The following is a 14,670-nucleotide window of genomic DNA, read 5'->3' on the forward strand; positions in this document are numbered from 1 at the left end:
TAATCTATTAATACGCCAGTCAAACAGTGATAATGATCGACGACAAAGTTATCATACTTAAACTGCACTACGATCACCGTATATCAACACCGTACAACTGAGGGTCAACTATTGCAGCGACAACCTGTTACATCTTCCAGAATTTTGTCGATTGGTTATGATCCTGAAAATCGCATGCTGGAGATACAGTTCCGTGAACAAGGGATTTATCAATATTTAGGGGTCCCTGAACGCGTTCATCAGAATTTTATGTCTGTGGTTTCGAAAGGTCGTTTTTTTGATGGCGTGATAAAAGGCAAATTTTTGTGCCGTAAAATTGGCTAAATAAAAAATAATCAATTAAAAATATAATCAAATTATGCTGAAACGGTCGCTTCGATGATAAATATGGGCAAAGAAGCCTACCGTTTCAGAGACTTACCGATCTACCTTTCACGTTTTTAAGCCATGAAATAGCGCCATAAATAGGATATTGGCACGACAAACAGCAAAGCAGGTAAGAGATTGACCACCGCGAATATTTTAATTTGCGCGATGCGCAGCCCGACGGCAATCATAATAATCCCACCGCAGGCCGAAAAATCAGCGAAAGCGATATCATCCATATATGGCATGATGAGTTTTGCTAATAAAACCAGTGCGATTTGAATCAGTAATTGCGGAATAGCAATGGCGACCAGTGCAATGCCGAGTGAGATAGAGAATATCAACGCCGTGAAAAAATCCATCAGCGCTTTGACAAATAGCAACTGAAAATCACCGGTTATCCCTTCGGTCAATGAGCCGACCACCCCCAGCCCACTGGCACAAAACAGCACAATCATTGCCGTGAAACTCTGTGCAAACTCCTGCGGCGGCAAGGTACTGCGTGATGGAATAACCCGCTCCAGCAAGCCACGTGTTTTATTAGCGCCCCACTTTACGCCCTGCTCCAGAGATAATAACTCGCCGACCGCCGTCCCGATAATTAATGCCAAAATGACTGCTGGCATAAAATGGACTTTCACCACCATCACAATACCAATGGAGATAGAAGCCAAAGCAAAAGTTGAGGGTAACCCTTCTTGCAACCGTTTTGGGACATGGCGGGCCAGCAATACACCGACAATACCGCCCAGAATAATACCTGCGCTGTTAATAAACGGGCCAATCATTCCCTGCTCCTAACCGCTAAAACGCGTTTTACTGAAAAATTATGTCTGTTTTAGAATTAGGAATATTCGATAATAACTAAAAACAAACCACTGACTGAGGGTGACTCCAGGCGTGAGATAGAGAGGGGCCATAGCCGATATCCTTACTCTTTAGTGTGAAATGTTACTCCAAAGCCGTGCCATCTGTGAAGCACGAAACAGTGTTCCGTTATCATCTCAAGCACAGAATTCGACAATATTTACCTCAGGATACCCCTGCAACAGCAGCCTATATCACGGTGTAAAGATGCTTATCACCATCAACAATGATTTACATTATGATCTATTGCTTTTGAGATGCGCTAGGTGTATTGCTATTTCTACAGGATGTGCTCATAATCAATTTCCGTTTCCGTGTAGCAATGGTTACTGGAACGCCGCCCCGATTGTTCACGCAATCGGGGCGTTTTATTTGGCCGTTACCCCTCGGCACTTACGTCAAACCACCGCTCTCCGCGCTTCCCACGGCTTTTCACATAAAAAATCAGACCGCCCCACATAAATACTGAACAATAAAATATTTTTTATCCGTTTTTCTTCCGCATTTTATTGTCTATGATTTGTTCAGTAGTCAACAAAGGGAGAAATATGATGCAAAAGATTGCAGGCGATCTGTCAGAGCTCGAACGCTACTTCCGCCAAACAGATAAGCAATGCTTGGCAAAAATGCCTTGGTTTACCCGCTGGCTCTATATTTCGGTAGATGAAAGGATGAAAATTCTGGATGACTTGCTGCAACCTTATCCAACCAGGCCACAGGATAAGGGATAAGTGGCGCAAGCAGATGGCCACACGCCTATCGTGGGAAGATAAATCTGCGACGATAGCGGTTAAAACGTATTCACGAAGATGAGTGCGTTTTAGCCATATCTATAGCGGCCTGAATAGCTGAACGCGCTTGGGGGCTATTTTTCCAGCAGGTAGAACCCATCATCGCTGCCGCGCTACTGACAATCTCGCTCATAGCGGCCTGGCTGAGCTGGCTCAGCGAGGTGAAGCCGAGTTGCTCCAGCCGAGTCACCACCGTCGGCCCAACCCCTTTCACCGCCAACAGCGCATCACGTTCATTAGCAGTAAATGCCATCCGACTCTCCGATTAAGATAAGTTGCGCCAAACAAAACGACTAATTAGACCAACAGAATGCCATTAGAGCCGTTTTCTAGCCGCACTTTCCGCACTAAAAAACCATAATTCAGGCAATCGATGTGGGTAAAAGCGAATTTCGTAGGTATCTTTCAACGGAGCTAAACGCCAACGCGGGCGCGCCTCACGTTTAGGCTTTAAAAACCGCAAACGACCACGAGCACGGGCCGCTTGTGTATCGAGCACCCATGCCGCAGAAGCCGATAAGGGCTGGCGAGTATATTCATCTTCAACGCTAATATCACAAATGCACAAAACCCGACTCCTTGCCAAAATTGATGCTGAGGTAATTATTCTAGATCTGTGGCATTGAACCAACTGTTGGTGGCAGGGTATTTGATCTGTATCACAAATACCCTGCTGACTTGAAGCCCAATGACTTTGGGTAATACCCTGCTCACTTGAATCCACCGCCCGTTATCTGCACTCCGTCAATCCGGTATAGCCTTTTACACAACCTATCGCGTAGAGTGGCTAGATAAGTAATAATACCCTGTGCTGGGTTATTTACCTGATGCGCGCATAATTGTCTGATAAGCATTACTTTCATTGGGCGCGTTTGATGCTATTTTCGGAGCAAGAGTGATGCAGAGTATTTTCGAACTATTTAAGGCCATTGGCTTAGGCCTGGTATTGCTGCTGCCATTGGCAAACCCATTGACAACAGTGGCTCTCTTGCTCGGTTTATCCGGCAATATGACCAGTGAAGAGCGTAATCAGCAGTCGAAGATGGCATCAATTTATGTCTTCTTTATTATGACCATTGCTTACTACGCCGGTCAGGTCGTCATGAATACCTTTGGTATTTCTATTCCCGGTCTGCGAATTGCAGGTGGATTGATTGTGGCATTTATCGGCTTTCGTATGCTTTTTCCACAACAATCGGCCGAAGATACACAATTAGAAGCCAAATCGCAGGATTTGAAGAAACGGAAATCTATCAATATTGCCTTTGTGCCGCTGGCCATGCCGAGTACTGCAGGGCCGGGGACTATCGCCATGATCATCAGCTCTGCCGCCTCAATGAAAGGGCACACTATGTTCAGTCCATGGGTGGTCACTGTCGCACCGGTGCTGATTTTTCTTTCTGTCTCACTCATTCTATGGGGTTCACTGCTCAGTTCCGGTGCCATTATGCGCTGGGTCGGCAAAAGTGGCATTGAAGCTATTTCGCGCCTGATGGGATTCTTGCTAGTGTGTATGGGGGTACAATTTATTATCAATGGCGTGCTGGATATTATCGCTACCTACCAGCCAGCGATGGCATAGACAAATTGTAAGATTGAAGAGAGAAACGCTAGCCGATGTTGATACTGCCAGATGTTGTTACGACAAGAGATTGCTACGGTAATAAAATACCGCGCCTATAAACGACATCGGTTAGCGTTTTAATATTATTCTGTCATCGCCCGGTAAGCGGTATCCACTTTCCACAAATAACGTGGTGCTTGCGCGGCCGGATGCTTCTTTTGTATATGCTGATAAAACTCGTTCGGGCTAAGACTATTAATCTTATTCACTGCCAGGCGCTTATCTGATGAGAAGGTCCGCAGCATGGCACCCGCGCCATTGGCATAAGAGACGATAGTGGCATAACGCAAGGTTTGCGGATCACTGATCCCCGCTAACTGTTGGTTCTGCAAAATATTGATATAAGCGGTGCCAATATCAATATTCTTCACCGGATCTTTTAACTCACCTGAACTTGGTTGACCATTGCGCCCCTTCATCCGGTACGCATCACGGCCCGCGGTAGAGGCTTTAATCTGCATCAAACCCACCGCATTTGAGGTGCTCACCACCTCAGGATTGTAACCAGACTCCACTTGGATAATCGCTTTAATCAAAGTTTCATCAACGCCGTAATGGCTGGCAGCTTGTTTAATAACATCGCTATAAGCGACAGTACTTGAACCTGCGCTGCTTTTCGGTGCGTTAAGAAAACCACCCGGTGGCGCTTTCTTCAGCCAACCGTTATTCGCTTGCGGTGGCGGAGTTTGTTTAGCACACCCCGCCAGCAATAAAATTGCCATTAGGCAACCGACTTTTGGATTCACAGTATTCCCCGTGCTGATAAGCCATTTTGTAGCATATACAAGTTGTCACCTCACCCAAATAGATTTTTTGGCCTAGTTTGACCATTATCAACATAATGATCAGGCTATATTCAGTAACTATCCGTAAGTTTTAGTTTATTGTATGGCAAGGCTTGACTTGGTCGCCAATGATATTGATAATCATTTTCATTTGAGAAAAGGGAACATCGCCATGTTTAGTAAGCAAAAAATACCCTACCTGCCCTCCATTAGCCACTCTACACCGCGTTTTTTACGTGTTATCACCTTGTTGACCTTTGTTGCATTTTCATCACTGATTAGCACCTCGGCGTTGGCTGAAAATAAGCCCAATGACCCGGAAAAAAAATTCAAAGTTGTGACGACCTTCACAATCATTCAGGATATCGCGCAAAATGTCGCCGGTGATGCTGCCGTGGTCGAGTCGATAACCAAACCTGGCGCAGAAATTCACGACTATCAACCCACGCCACGGGATATCGTAAAAGCACAGTCTGCGGACTTGATTCTCTGGAATGGCATGAATCTGGAGCGCTGGTTTGAACGTTTTTTCGAAAATATTAAAGATGTTCCGTCAGCAGTGGTGACCAATGGCATCACCCCCCTACCTATCCGTGAAGGGCCATATGAGGGCATCGCTAATCCACATGCCTGGATGTCGCCATCTAACGCACTTATTTATATCGAGAATATCCGCAAGGCGCTGGTAGAGCACGACCCCGCCCATGCTGAAACCTATAATCGCAATGCCAAAGCCTACGCCGAGAAAATCGCCGCTCTGGATGCCCCGCTCCGGGAGCGTCTGTCGCGCATTCCAGCGGAGCTGCGTTGGTTGGTCACCAGTGAAGGGGCATTTAGCTATTTAGCCAAAGATTATGGTTTTAAAGAGGTCTATTTATGGCCAATCAATGCCGATGAACAAGGCACGCCACAGCAAGTACGTCGTGTTATTGACACTATGCGTGCCAATAAAATCCCCGTGATATTCAGTGAGAGCACCATTTCCGACAAACCAGCGAAACAAGTGAGCAAAGAGACTGGTGCGCAATATGGCGGGGTGTTATATGTTGACTCTCTATCAAATGAAAAAGGCCCGGTCCCGACCTATATCGACCTGATTAACACCACCGTGCAAACTATTGCGAAAGGATTTGGCCAATGAGCAATGCGGTTTTTGTCCGCCCTGAGCTGATGGTGGATAATGTCACTGTCACCTATAACAATGGGCATACTGCTATTTATGACGCCAGTTTTTCGCTCACTGGCGGAACTATCTGTGCGCTGGTCGGGGTCAATGGCAGTGGTAAATCGACCCTGTTTAAAAGCATCATGGGGCTAGTTAAACCCAGTGTCGGCAAAGTGGAACTTAGCAACAAACCGGTCAGCCACGCCTTGAAGCAAAATACCATCGCCTACGTACCACAAACTGAAGATGTGGACTGGAACTTCCCCGTCTTAGTCGAAGACGTGGTAATGATGGGGCGTTACGGGAAGATGAACTTTCTGCGCATCCCCAGCCGCGCAGATAAAACCATTGTTAATCAGGCCATTGAGCGAGTCGGCTTAACTGAGTTGCGGTCACGGCAAATTGGCGAACTCTCTGGTGGGCAGAAAAAACGGGTCTTTTTGGCCCGCGCCCTGGCCCAGCAAGGTTCGGTATTGCTGCTGGATGAGCCTTTTACCGGTGTTGACGTCAAAACGGAAAACGCGATTATTGATTTGCTACGAGCGCTGCGCGATGAGGGCCACCTGATTCTGGTTTCAACCCATAACCTCGGCAGCGTGCCGGAGTTTTGTGACCATGTGATTCTAATTAATCAGACGGTACTGGCCGCCGGCCCCACCGAATCCACCTTTACCCAGAAGAATCTCGAAATGACCTTTGGCGGTGTTTTGCGCCATATCAACCTGTCGGGTAGTGCGCTGCATGACGATAATGATCCCCGCACGGTCACCGTTATCACTGATGATGAGCGCCCGGCGGTGTTCTATGGTCACACCAAAAATGACCCGCCGGCGCAGAGCCAGTCGAAGGAGGATAATCCCTGATGCTGGAACTGTTGCTGCAACCCTTTAACTACAATTACATGGTGAAGGCTATCTGGGTTAGCGCGATTGTCGGCGCTGCCTGCGCATTTCTATCGGCCTATCTGATGCTGAAAGGCTGGTCGCTGATGGGGGATGCGCTATCGCACTCCGTGGTCCCCGGTGTTGCCGGGGCCTATGCCCTTGGCCTGCCCTATGCTGCGGGCGCATTCTTTACCGGTATGCTGGCAGCCCTGGCCATGACACTCGTCCGCCATATCACTCGCCTGCGTGAAGATGCCATCATCGGTTTTATTTTCTCCACCTTTTTTGCCGTGGGGCTATTAATTGTTTCGCTCAACCCCACCTCCGTCAATGTGCAGTCGATCATTTTCGGCAATATTTTGGGGATAGCCGATGAAGATGTGTTGCAGGTAGAGATCATTATTTTGGTCTCCTTGGTGATTTTATGTCTGATCTGGAAAGATTTGCTGGCGGTGTTTTTCGATGAAAGCCACGCCATGTCGATAGGCCTATCACCACTGCGCTTGAAAATTCTGTTTTTCACCCTGCTCAGTGCCTGCACCGTCGCGGCCTTGCAGACCGTGGGCGCAATTTTAGTGATTGCCATGGTGGTGACGCCGGGGGCGACCGCCTACCTACTTACCGACCGTTTTGGCCGTCTACTGATCATCGCCATCGCCATTGGTGCTTTTACCAGTGCCTTCGGTGCCTATCTCAGCTTCTATCTGGATGGTGCAACGGGTGGCGTGATTGTGACCTTGCAAACCGTGGTCTTCCTGCTGGCCTTTATCTTTGCGCCTAAACATGGATTGTTGGCCACGCGCTATCGTTCGCGCCAAAAGCGTCGCCATCCGTTGCCGCAGCTGCCGGAGGATAGTGTATGAATACCTTATTCACGCTGATCAGCGAACCCTTCGCTTACCCCTTTATACAGCGGGCAATCGTTGCGGCTATCATTACCGGCGTGGTATGCGCGGTGCTATCTTGCTATCTGGTATTAAAAGGCTGGTCATTGATGGGGGATGCCATCTCTCATGCCGTGTTACCGGGGATAGTGCTGGCCTTTTGGCTCGGTATTCCCCTGGTGATCGGCGCTTTTGTCTCAGGGATATTCTGTGCTGTCGCCACCGGCTATTTAAAAGAGCATAGCCGAGTGAAAGAGGATACCGTGATGGGAATTGTGTTCTCCGGCATGTTTGCGTTTGGTTTAGTGATGTTCTCCCGCATAGATACTGACCAGCACCTCAGCCACATTTTATTCGGTAATATGCTGGGTATTTCACTGGCGGAACTGAAACAAACCTTGTGGATCGCCGGCTTCACCCTGCTAGTGGTGCTGCTCAAACGTAAGGACTTGATGCTCTACTGCTTTGATCCTAACCATGCCCGCGTGATTGGGCTGCCGGTCAAGCTTTTGCATTATGGTCTGCTTTGCCTACTGGCATTGACTATTGTGGCATCATTGCAGGCGGTGGGGGTTATTTTGGTTATCGCCATGCTGATAGCCCCCGGCATCATCGCCTTTATGCTCTGCCGCAGTTTCGATCGGATGTTGATAGTTGCCACCCTGGTCTCTGTCGTCGCTTGCGTATTAGGTACGCTAATAAGCTTCCATATTGATGGTGCTACCGGCCCCTGCATCGTAATCATTCAGGCACTATTCTTTGTCTTCGCCCTCATCTACAGCCATGTGAAACCCATGCAGGGTCGCCAGATAACACCGCAGACCAAAAACGCACAGGCCAACGCCGACAGTGCTAAAAACACGCCAAAAAGTCATCTGCTATAATCAGTGCACGCGTGATAAATAAGCCGTAGTTTTTACGGCTTATTCACGACTTTTAACGATGCATCTGGTCTGGTTCTGCCGTGACGTTTTTATCGTCATGGTGGCGGTCATCAGTACGAAAAATAATATGTCACTATTTGGCAGCAGAATCAGTCTTTTGTTTGATCTCTCGTGGGTATCCCTGTGCGCTAGCGCTTGTTTTTTATACAGCAAAGAAGCTAACCTAATGATATCTACCCAAAGTCATAAGCGTTGCAGGTCGGCGGCAAGTGAAGGTCACTAACCGCCCTGCGACTCAGTTCAAAGGATATAACTGGCAAGCTGATAGGGGGTGAATCATGTGGCAAGCTGTAAATCGTCTGTTAGGTGAATACCTAGGCCCGGCTGAAATTCGGGAAAGAACTGAATTACCGGGTGGGGATATCCACGAAGCCTGGCGTCTCAGTTATGGTGAAGCCGAGGTTTTCGTAAAATGTGATGCCCGTGAGATGCTGCCGATATTTACCGCTGAAGCCGATCAGCTCTCCTTATTAGCCCGCAGTAAAACCGTCCAGGTGCCGGAAGTCTATGGTGTGGGCAGTGATCGTGATTACAGCTTCCTGCTGCTCGAATATATCCCTCTAAAGCCCCTTGATGCCCACAATGCCTACTGTTTAGGCCAACAATTGGCGCATTTACATCAATGGAGTGAGCAACTGCAATTTGGGTTAGATTTTGATAATGACCTGGCCACAACCCCGCAACCCAATAGCTGGCAACGCCGTTGGGCGCAATTTTTTGCTGAGCAGCGTATTGGTTGGCAACTACAATTAGCCGCCGAAAAAGGGATGTCGTTTGGTGATATTGACCAGATAACCGACCTTGTTCACGACCGCTTACAGAGCCACCAGCCGCAACCCTCTTTGCTACATGGCGATTTATGGCCCGCTAACTGTGCCGCCAGCGCTAATGGGCCGGTGATTTTTGATCCCGCCTGCTACTGGGGTGATCGGGAGTGTGATCTCTCGATGCTGCCACTCTACCCCACTTTACCCGCACAAATTTACGATGGTTATCAGAGTGTTTGGCCACTGCCCAGCGATTTTATTGAGCGGCAGCCAATCTATCAGCTCTATTACTTATTAAATCGCAGTAACTTATTTGGTGGCCAACACTGGCTTAATGCGCAAAAAGCCGTTGACCAATTGCTGCATCCCGAACATTTCTAATCCTCAGCAGATAAAAAAACAGCACCCCAAAAGTTGGCAGTTCAACCAGTCAGGGTGTTTTTTTATGCCCGGCACTTGAATTGATACCGTCGAGGATATGAAAGTCCTGTTCGACCAAATCCCGCTGGATAAGATGTCAGTCTCAATGATCATGAATGTTTAGCACTATTGCGGCTTTTCTCTCTAATAACAGCTTATCCCTGTGCCATCAATCCCAATAGCTTAATGACAAAATAGGCCACCACACCAGTCACCAGCGGCAGGATATAGAGGGTAAAAAACTGCAAGAAAATAGTGTGGTGCGGTAAGACTATCCTCTCTTCCAACTGTTCACGGCTGCGCCCTTCACTGCCTTTGGCCTGCTCTAAAATCAGCTGATCTTCAATGCCCTCACGAATATGCCGCACTTGCCGCGACATCCGCGCCCCTGACGCCTGCAACGACAGACCGACGAAAATCAACATATAAATGATAAAAAACATAATGTTAGCGGCAGAAAAACCCTGATCGAAATCGGGCACGGGTGAGTTGAACCAGAAGATATCCAGGAAAGTGGTATTAAAGCGGATCATATCGGTCATGACATGGATAAAATCCAGCATCACCGCATTAATCCCGGTACTGTTTTGGCTATATTGATAGGCAAAATTGATAATTGAAATCAACGTTGACAGCAGTGCTGGAATAAAAACGAGCCATCCTGCAATCCGTTTGATAACAGCGACGCGCCCAGCCTGTTGATAGGTCATGACTTCTCCTTGTAAATACCACAACTTATGTAGATTTAGTTTACCTGCTACATTCACTCTTTGTGCAAAATTTTTGTTGTGATCTCCATGGTTAACTCAAATTCACCGTCGGTTCCGTTGACGCAAGATGATTAAGTTAATGCTAAAGTATTCAGCTGATAGCTAAAAACCAACAGGAGTGATGATTAATGGCGACCCCTCATCCGATTAAGGCCGCAATCTTTGATATGGACGGCCTGCTGATTGACTCAGAACCTTTATGGTTACAGGCTGAACTTGATATTTTCACCTCACTCGGGCTGGACACCTCCTCGCGAGATTCACTGCCCGACACCCTTGGTCTGCGTATCGATTTGGTGGTGAAACTTTGGTATCAAACCCGGCCATGGCAGGGGCCGAGTCAGGCGGAGGTGTGCAAACGTATTATTGCCCGCGCAATAGACCTGGTGGAGGAGACGCGCCCGGTGTTACCCGGTGTCGAATATGCGCTGGAGCTTTGTCGCCAACAAGGGCTAAAAATTGGCCTGGCCTCCGCCTCACCGCTACATATGCAAAAACGCGTGCTCGCCATGCTCGGCGTTGAACACTATTTTGACTGTTTAGTGTCCGCAGAGTACCTGCCCTACAGCAAACCGCACCCCGAGGTCTATCTGAATGCGGCGGCGGATCTGGCTATTGACCCGCTACAATGTGTCACGCTAGAAGATTCAGTCAACGGTATGATTGCCACCAAAGCAGCACGGATGCGCTCTATTGTGATCCCATCACCGGAGTACCGCGCAGACCCACGCTGGGCATTGGCGGATATTCAATTGGCATCACTCGAACAATTGCGCCAGGAGGATATTTCGTAGCTGAAGAGAGTTTGTCGCTGAAGAGGAGTAGAATCCTGGTGATAAGGGGCGGTTAAAGTCGATGCTCAACCGCCCAATAGATTTTAAAGGAAATCATCCCGCTTAGGGGTAAAGGTGTCGATCAAAATACTGTTATCCTCCAACGATACCGCGCCATGCATCTCATTTTTCACCGCACGATACGCATCGCCAGCTTTCAATATGCGCTTCTGCCCCTCAATTTCCACTTCAAAACTGCCTGCGGCAACATAAGCAATTTGGTCATGAATATCATGTTTGTGCGCCACGCCAATCGCCCCTTTGTCAAAGTGAACGCAGACCATCATCAGCTCATCACTCCAGGTCATGACTTTGCGTTTAATGCCATTGCCTAGCTCTTCCCATGGCGTTTCATCATTAATAAAGAACATCTTCATTGTTTCTCCTCATTATTATGCAGAATAGATTTAGCTGTACCGTCGTCACTGTTTTACGCTGGTTTTGACTCATTCTACGGGCAATCTCCATAGTTTGACCATAATTAATCCAAAAATCATGACGCCCCTCAAAAAATAATAAAACATCATTTCATTTTTATTGAATTAACTTCCCGCAAACACTATCATCAGCGAATCAAAAGAAACACTCGGTCAGAAGTCAGATCCGCGCAGGTTGTAAGGCACCATTTTCGGCATCATGCGCACTCTCTACTTTTGCCGTGCTATCTGACTTGGGTGATACCCATTCAAGATGATGTTCTGAAAGATAGGCTCTACCAACCAAAGCCGTCCTTTTGGCGGTTTTCTCCCCAATATTGAAATCGCGGCAATCTTTGACCGCCTTGAGAGAGATGTTAGCTATGATTTTAGATTCCTTTGAATTGAAAGGTAAAATTGCACTGGTTACTGGCTGTGATACCGGTTTGGGCCAAGGCATGGCGATCGGTTTAGCCGAAGCAGGTTGCGATATCGTGGGTATCAACATTGTTGAGCCAAAAGAGACGATTGAAAAAGTGACTGCATTAGGTCGCCGCTTCTTGAGCCTGACTGCGGATCTGAGCAAAATTGATGGCATTCCAGCCCTGTTAGAGCGTGCTGTCGCTGAATTTGGCCAAATCGATATTCTGGTCAATAACGCCGGTATCATCCGTCGTGAAGATGCGATCAACTTCAGCGAAAAAGACTGGGATGATGTGATGAATGTGAACATCAAAACCGTGTTCTTTATGTCTCAGGCGGTTGCCAAACAATTCATCAAACAGGGTCATGGCGGCAAAATCATTAACGTTGCCTCAATGCTCTCTTATCAAGGTGGCATCCGTGTGCCGTCTTACACCGCATCGAAAAGCGCCGTGATGGGTGTCACCCGTCTGTTAGCTAACGAGTGGGCAAAACACGGCATCAATGTGAACGCGGTAGCGCCTGGCTATATGGCGACCAACAACACTCAGCAGTTGCGTAAAGATGAAGAGCGCAGCAAAGAGATCCTTGACCGTATCCCGGCTGGTCGTTGGGGCTTGCCTGATGATCTGAAAGGTCCAGTGGTCTTCCTGGCCTCCAAAGCATCCGACTATATCAGTGGTTACACTATCGCTGTTGATGGCGGCTGGTTGGCGCGCTAAACCAAGAATCATGACCAATTTGAGTTAAGTTCTATTTCTTTAGGTTATTCGCCAGAATTCGACTCAAAATTGTTTAAAGGCACAACTTAGGTTGTGCCTTTTTTATTACTTATTTATCAAATAGTTAACAAATTAGATTCTCAAAAAAACCGCATCAAAAGTGCAAAAATAAAAAATTCAAAACAACGTTCCGACTCCGATCACACTTTTGTCATTCGCTCAATGACTCGCCAGTAAATACAAATATAATAGATTGAAACGATGTTTCTATTTATAAGGAACCTTAAACCGGTTCCGTCCTAACGTTTCGATGATGGGGTTAAGGTGATGGAGTTTGTCGGCAACATTAAAAACAGTGACGCAACCATGATTAACTGGCTCAGCGCTATTCGCAGCTATGTTGATTTAGTCCAATCTGTTGGCCACAGCAATCAAAATCCAACCCCACTGATGGCTGATGGTTTTGATGTGCTGACTCATCAACCAGTCGTATGGGAATTCCCAGATGGTCACAATACCCCAATATCTAATTTTGCCAGTCAGCAAAACTGGCTACGGACATTAGATGCGCTGAGTCTGGTGACTCAGGACCCGCAATACCATCAGCAAGCCCGGGTGCAAAGCAGCTATTTTATGCAGCGCGGCGTGCATGAGCAGAGCGGACTATTTTATTGGGGCGGACACCGTTTCCTGAATCTGGATTCGTTGAACACTGAAGGGCCAGAATCGAAAGCGCAAGTCCACGAGCTGAAGCATCATCTACCCTATTACAATTTGCTGATCACTATTGATCGGGAAAAAACACTGAATTTCTTGCAGGGTTTTTGGCACGCCCATGTGGAAGATTGGCAAACCCTGGATTTGGGCCGCCATGGTAGCTACGACAAGCAGCGCGACCCACATGTATTCACTCATGCCCGTCACGATGTGGTTAACCCTGCGGAGCTGCCGCGCCTACCAGAGACCAAGGGCTTGACCTTTGTGAATGCCGGCACCGATTTGATTTACGCTGCCTATAAGTATGCCGAGTACACCGGTGATATCGCCGCAACGGCATGGGGCAAACACCTATACCGCCAATATGTTTTAGCCCGCCATCCTGAAACAGGTCTGCCGGTTTATCAGTTCAGCTCACCACAGCAGCGCCGCCCACTGCCGGCCGATGACAACCAGACCCAATCTTGGTATGGCGATCGTGCCAAGCGCCAGTTTGGCCCTGAATTTGGTGAGATAGCCCGTGAAGCCAATGTCCTGTTCCGCGACATGCGCCCACTGCTGATTGATAACCCATTGGCGATGCTGGATATTCTGCGCCAACAACCGGATACCGAAGTACTACAATGGGTGATTGACGGGCTAAAAAATTACTATCGTTTCGCTTATGACGTTGAGAGCAATACATTGCGTCCGTTATGGAACGATGGTCAGGACATGAGCGGCTATGTTTTGCAACGTGATGGCTACTATGGCGCAAAAGGGACGGTCATCTCGCCCTTCCCATTAGAGGTTGATTACCTGCTGCCGCTAGTCCGGGCCTGGCGCTTAAGTGAAGATGAAGAACTGTTGGATTTGATTGGCGTATTACTGCACCGCTGGCAGTTGGCTGAATTAAATAAGCCAAAACGCCAGGCGACACTAATTGCCGGTCAAAAACCTAAAGCAACACCCTATCTGCTGCTGGCCTTAACTGAACTGGCGGAACATTGCCAATGTGCTCGACTATTTGAATTAGCCTGGCAAGTGGGGGACGACCTATTTACGCAACATTACCACCGTGGTCTGTTTGTTGAATCGGCGCAACACCGTTATTTCCGTCTCGACAATCCGATTGCATTAGCAATATTGACCTTAATTGCCGCCAAACAGAATAAATTGGCAGCGATACCTCAATTTATTACCAATGGTGGTTACATCCATGGAGATTATCGAGTGAACGGGGAAAGCCGCACTTTATATGATATCGACTTTATTTATCCGACGCTTTTGAATCAGTAGTTTTATTTATCTTT

The 14,670-nt window shown here is 47.7% G+C and carries 17 protein-coding genes and 1 pseudogene; 12 read left to right on the plus strand and 6 right to left on the minus strand.

The annotated features are described in order from the left end of the window. The first annotated feature begins 111 nt into the window (after positions 1 to 111). The gene (locus FFE93_RS11185) at positions 112 to 324 is read left to right on the plus strand and encodes a KTSC domain-containing protein (RefSeq protein ID WP_005161573.1); all 213 of its coding nucleotides are present in this window, start codon (positions 112 to 114) and stop codon (positions 322 to 324) included. A gap of 116 nt (positions 325 to 440) precedes the next feature. On the opposite strand, the gene FFE93_RS11190 is transcribed toward FFE93_RS11185, so the two are convergent. Continuing rightward, the gene (locus tag FFE93_RS11190; protein WP_005272323.1) at positions 441 to 1,154 is read right to left on the minus strand and encodes a DUF554 domain-containing protein; all 714 of its coding nucleotides are present in this window, start codon (positions 1,152 to 1,154) and stop codon (positions 441 to 443) included. A 627-nt stretch (positions 1,155 to 1,781) separates the two neighbouring features. Here FFE93_RS11190 and FFE93_RS11200 point away from each other — a divergent pair. Further along, a complete protein-coding gene (locus FFE93_RS11200) occupies positions 1,782 to 1,964 on the plus strand; it encodes a hypothetical protein (RefSeq protein WP_005272326.1) in 183 nt (60 codons plus the stop codon). A 70-nt stretch (positions 1,965 to 2,034) separates the two neighbouring features. Here the strand turns inward: FFE93_RS11200 and FFE93_RS11205 are convergent, their stop codons facing one another. Together FFE93_RS11205 and FFE93_RS11210 are read right to left on the minus strand one after the other, a co-directional pair. Next, complete coding sequence (locus FFE93_RS11205) at positions 2,035 to 2,277, minus strand: hypothetical protein (protein ID WP_005272329.1); 243 nt, start codon at positions 2,275 to 2,277, stop codon at positions 2,035 to 2,037. A 63-nt stretch (positions 2,278 to 2,340) separates the two neighbouring features. Then, positions 2,341 to 2,592: a hypothetical protein gene (locus FFE93_RS11210; RefSeq protein ID WP_004875248.1), complete on the minus strand. Its 252-nt coding sequence runs from the start codon at positions 2,590 to 2,592 to the stop codon at positions 2,341 to 2,343. 330 nt (positions 2,593 to 2,922) lie between these two features. Here FFE93_RS11210 and FFE93_RS11215 point away from each other — a divergent pair, with 330 nt between their 5' ends. Then, entirely contained in the window at positions 2,923 to 3,606 is a 684-nt protein-coding gene (locus FFE93_RS11215) for a MarC family NAAT transporter (protein WP_005272344.1), read from the plus strand. A 125-nt stretch (positions 3,607 to 3,731) separates the two neighbouring features. Here FFE93_RS11215 and FFE93_RS11220 read toward each other — a convergent pair whose 3' ends face one another. Beyond that, positions 3,732 to 4,394 carry a transglycosylase SLT domain-containing protein gene (locus tag FFE93_RS11220; protein ID WP_005272347.1) on the minus strand — a complete coding sequence of 221 codons (663 nt, stop codon included), beginning with the start codon at positions 4,392 to 4,394 and terminating at the stop codon, positions 3,732 to 3,734. Positions 4,395 to 4,605: 211 nt separating this feature from the next. On the opposite strand from FFE93_RS11220, the gene yfeA reads away from it, so the two are divergent. The 6 genes and pseudogenes from yfeA to FFE93_RS21955 form a co-directional block, all read left to right on the plus strand. Continuing rightward, positions 4,606 to 5,574, plus strand: a complete 969-nt coding sequence (yfeA, locus tag FFE93_RS11225) for an iron/manganese ABC transporter substrate-binding protein YfeA (RefSeq protein WP_032897001.1) — start codon at positions 4,606 to 4,608, stop codon at positions 5,572 to 5,574. Next, the gene (gene yfeB, locus FFE93_RS11230) at positions 5,571 to 6,461 is read left to right on the plus strand and encodes an iron/manganese ABC transporter ATP-binding protein YfeB (protein ID WP_032897003.1); all 891 of its coding nucleotides are present in this window, start codon (positions 5,571 to 5,573) and stop codon (positions 6,459 to 6,461) included. Before yfeA ends, yfeB begins: the two co-directional genes overlap by 4 nt. Then, on the plus strand, positions 6,461 to 7,345 hold the full coding sequence (yfeC, locus tag FFE93_RS11235; RefSeq protein ID WP_005272352.1) for an iron/manganese ABC transporter permease subunit YfeC: 885 nt from the start codon (positions 6,461 to 6,463) through the stop codon (positions 7,343 to 7,345). Before yfeB ends, yfeC begins: the two co-directional genes overlap by 1 nt. Next, entirely contained in the window at positions 7,342 to 8,250 is a 909-nt protein-coding gene (gene yfeD, locus FFE93_RS11240) for an iron/manganese ABC transporter permease subunit YfeD (protein WP_138775132.1), read from the plus strand. Before yfeC ends, yfeD begins: the two co-directional genes overlap by 4 nt. A 338-nt stretch (positions 8,251 to 8,588) precedes the next feature. Then, positions 8,589 to 9,458: a fructosamine kinase family protein gene (locus FFE93_RS11245; RefSeq protein WP_005272356.1), complete on the plus strand. Its 870-nt coding sequence runs from the start codon at positions 8,589 to 8,591 to the stop codon at positions 9,456 to 9,458. A 79-nt stretch (positions 9,459 to 9,537) separates the two neighbouring features. Next, a pseudogene (locus tag FFE93_RS21955) lies at positions 9,538 to 9,615 on the plus strand (methylmalonyl-CoA mutase family protein); the annotation flags it as partial. A 37-nt stretch (positions 9,616 to 9,652) separates the two neighbouring features. Here FFE93_RS21955 and FFE93_RS11255 read toward each other — a convergent pair. Next, entirely contained in the window at positions 9,653 to 10,207 is a 555-nt protein-coding gene (locus FFE93_RS11255; protein ID WP_005272359.1) for a YniB family protein, read from the minus strand. A gap of 188 nt (positions 10,208 to 10,395) precedes the next feature. Here FFE93_RS11255 and hxpB point away from each other — a divergent pair, with 188 nt between their 5' ends. Beyond that, positions 10,396 to 11,061, plus strand: a complete 666-nt coding sequence (gene hxpB / locus FFE93_RS11260) for a hexitol phosphatase HxpB (RefSeq protein ID WP_005272362.1) — start codon at positions 10,396 to 10,398, stop codon at positions 11,059 to 11,061. An 83-nt stretch (positions 11,062 to 11,144) separates the two neighbouring features. Here the strand turns inward: hxpB and FFE93_RS11265 are convergent, their stop codons facing one another. Then, complete coding sequence (locus tag FFE93_RS11265; protein ID WP_032814453.1) at positions 11,145 to 11,477, minus strand: cupin domain-containing protein; 333 nt, start codon at positions 11,475 to 11,477, stop codon at positions 11,145 to 11,147. Positions 11,478 to 11,899: 422 nt separating this feature from the next. Between FFE93_RS11265 and kduD the strand changes: the two genes are divergently transcribed. Then, positions 11,900 to 12,661, plus strand: a complete 762-nt coding sequence (gene kduD, locus FFE93_RS11270; protein ID WP_004875262.1) for a 2-dehydro-3-deoxy-D-gluconate 5-dehydrogenase KduD — start codon at positions 11,900 to 11,902, stop codon at positions 12,659 to 12,661. Between the two features lie 327 nt (positions 12,662 to 12,988). Further along, positions 12,989 to 14,656 (plus strand): pectate disaccharide-lyase, encoded by a 1,668-nt coding sequence (locus tag FFE93_RS11275; protein WP_005272370.1) that lies wholly within the window; start codon positions 12,989 to 12,991, stop codon positions 14,654 to 14,656. Positions 14,657 to 14,670: the final 14 nt, after the last annotated feature.

This window comes from Yersinia sp. KBS0713 (assembly GCF_005937895.2).
Lineage (GTDB): Bacteria > Pseudomonadota > Gammaproteobacteria > Enterobacterales > Enterobacteriaceae > Yersinia > Yersinia bercovieri.

Bases quoted from the DNA above. Each gene is read 5' to 3' on its own strand.
- yfeA (WP_032897001.1), top strand. From the start codon at position 4,606: ATGTTTAGTAAGCAAAAAATACCCTACCTGCCCTCCATTAGCCACTCT.
- FFE93_RS11275 (WP_005272370.1), top strand. From the start codon at position 12,989: ATGGAGTTTGTCGGCAACATTAAAAACAGTGACGCAACCATGATTAAC.
- FFE93_RS11190 (WP_005272323.1), bottom strand. From the start codon at position 1,154: ATGATTGGCCCGTTTATTAACAGCGCAGGTATTATTCTGGGCGGTATT.
- kduD (WP_004875262.1), top strand. From the start codon at position 11,900: ATGATTTTAGATTCCTTTGAATTGAAAGGTAAAATTGCACTGGTTACT.
- yfeD (WP_138775132.1), top strand. From the start codon at position 7,342: ATGAATACCTTATTCACGCTGATCAGCGAACCCTTCGCTTACCCCTTT.
- FFE93_RS11255 (WP_005272359.1), bottom strand. From the start codon at position 10,207: ATGACCTATCAACAGGCTGGGCGCGTCGCTGTTATCAAACGGATTGCA.
- FFE93_RS11215 (WP_005272344.1), top strand. From the start codon at position 2,923: ATGCAGAGTATTTTCGAACTATTTAAGGCCATTGGCTTAGGCCTGGTA.
- yfeC (WP_005272352.1), top strand. From the start codon at position 6,461: ATGCTGGAACTGTTGCTGCAACCCTTTAACTACAATTACATGGTGAAG.
- FFE93_RS11205 (WP_005272329.1), bottom strand. From the start codon at position 2,277: ATGGCATTTACTGCTAATGAACGTGATGCGCTGTTGGCGGTGAAAGGG.
- FFE93_RS11265 (WP_032814453.1), bottom strand. From the start codon at position 11,477: ATGAAGATGTTCTTTATTAATGATGAAACGCCATGGGAAGAGCTAGGC.
- FFE93_RS11245 (WP_005272356.1), top strand. From the start codon at position 8,589: ATGTGGCAAGCTGTAAATCGTCTGTTAGGTGAATACCTAGGCCCGGCT.
- hxpB (WP_005272362.1), top strand. From the start codon at position 10,396: ATGGCGACCCCTCATCCGATTAAGGCCGCAATCTTTGATATGGACGGC.
- FFE93_RS11200 (WP_005272326.1), top strand. From the start codon at position 1,782: ATGATGCAAAAGATTGCAGGCGATCTGTCAGAGCTCGAACGCTACTTC.
- yfeB (WP_032897003.1), top strand. From the start codon at position 5,571: ATGAGCAATGCGGTTTTTGTCCGCCCTGAGCTGATGGTGGATAATGTC.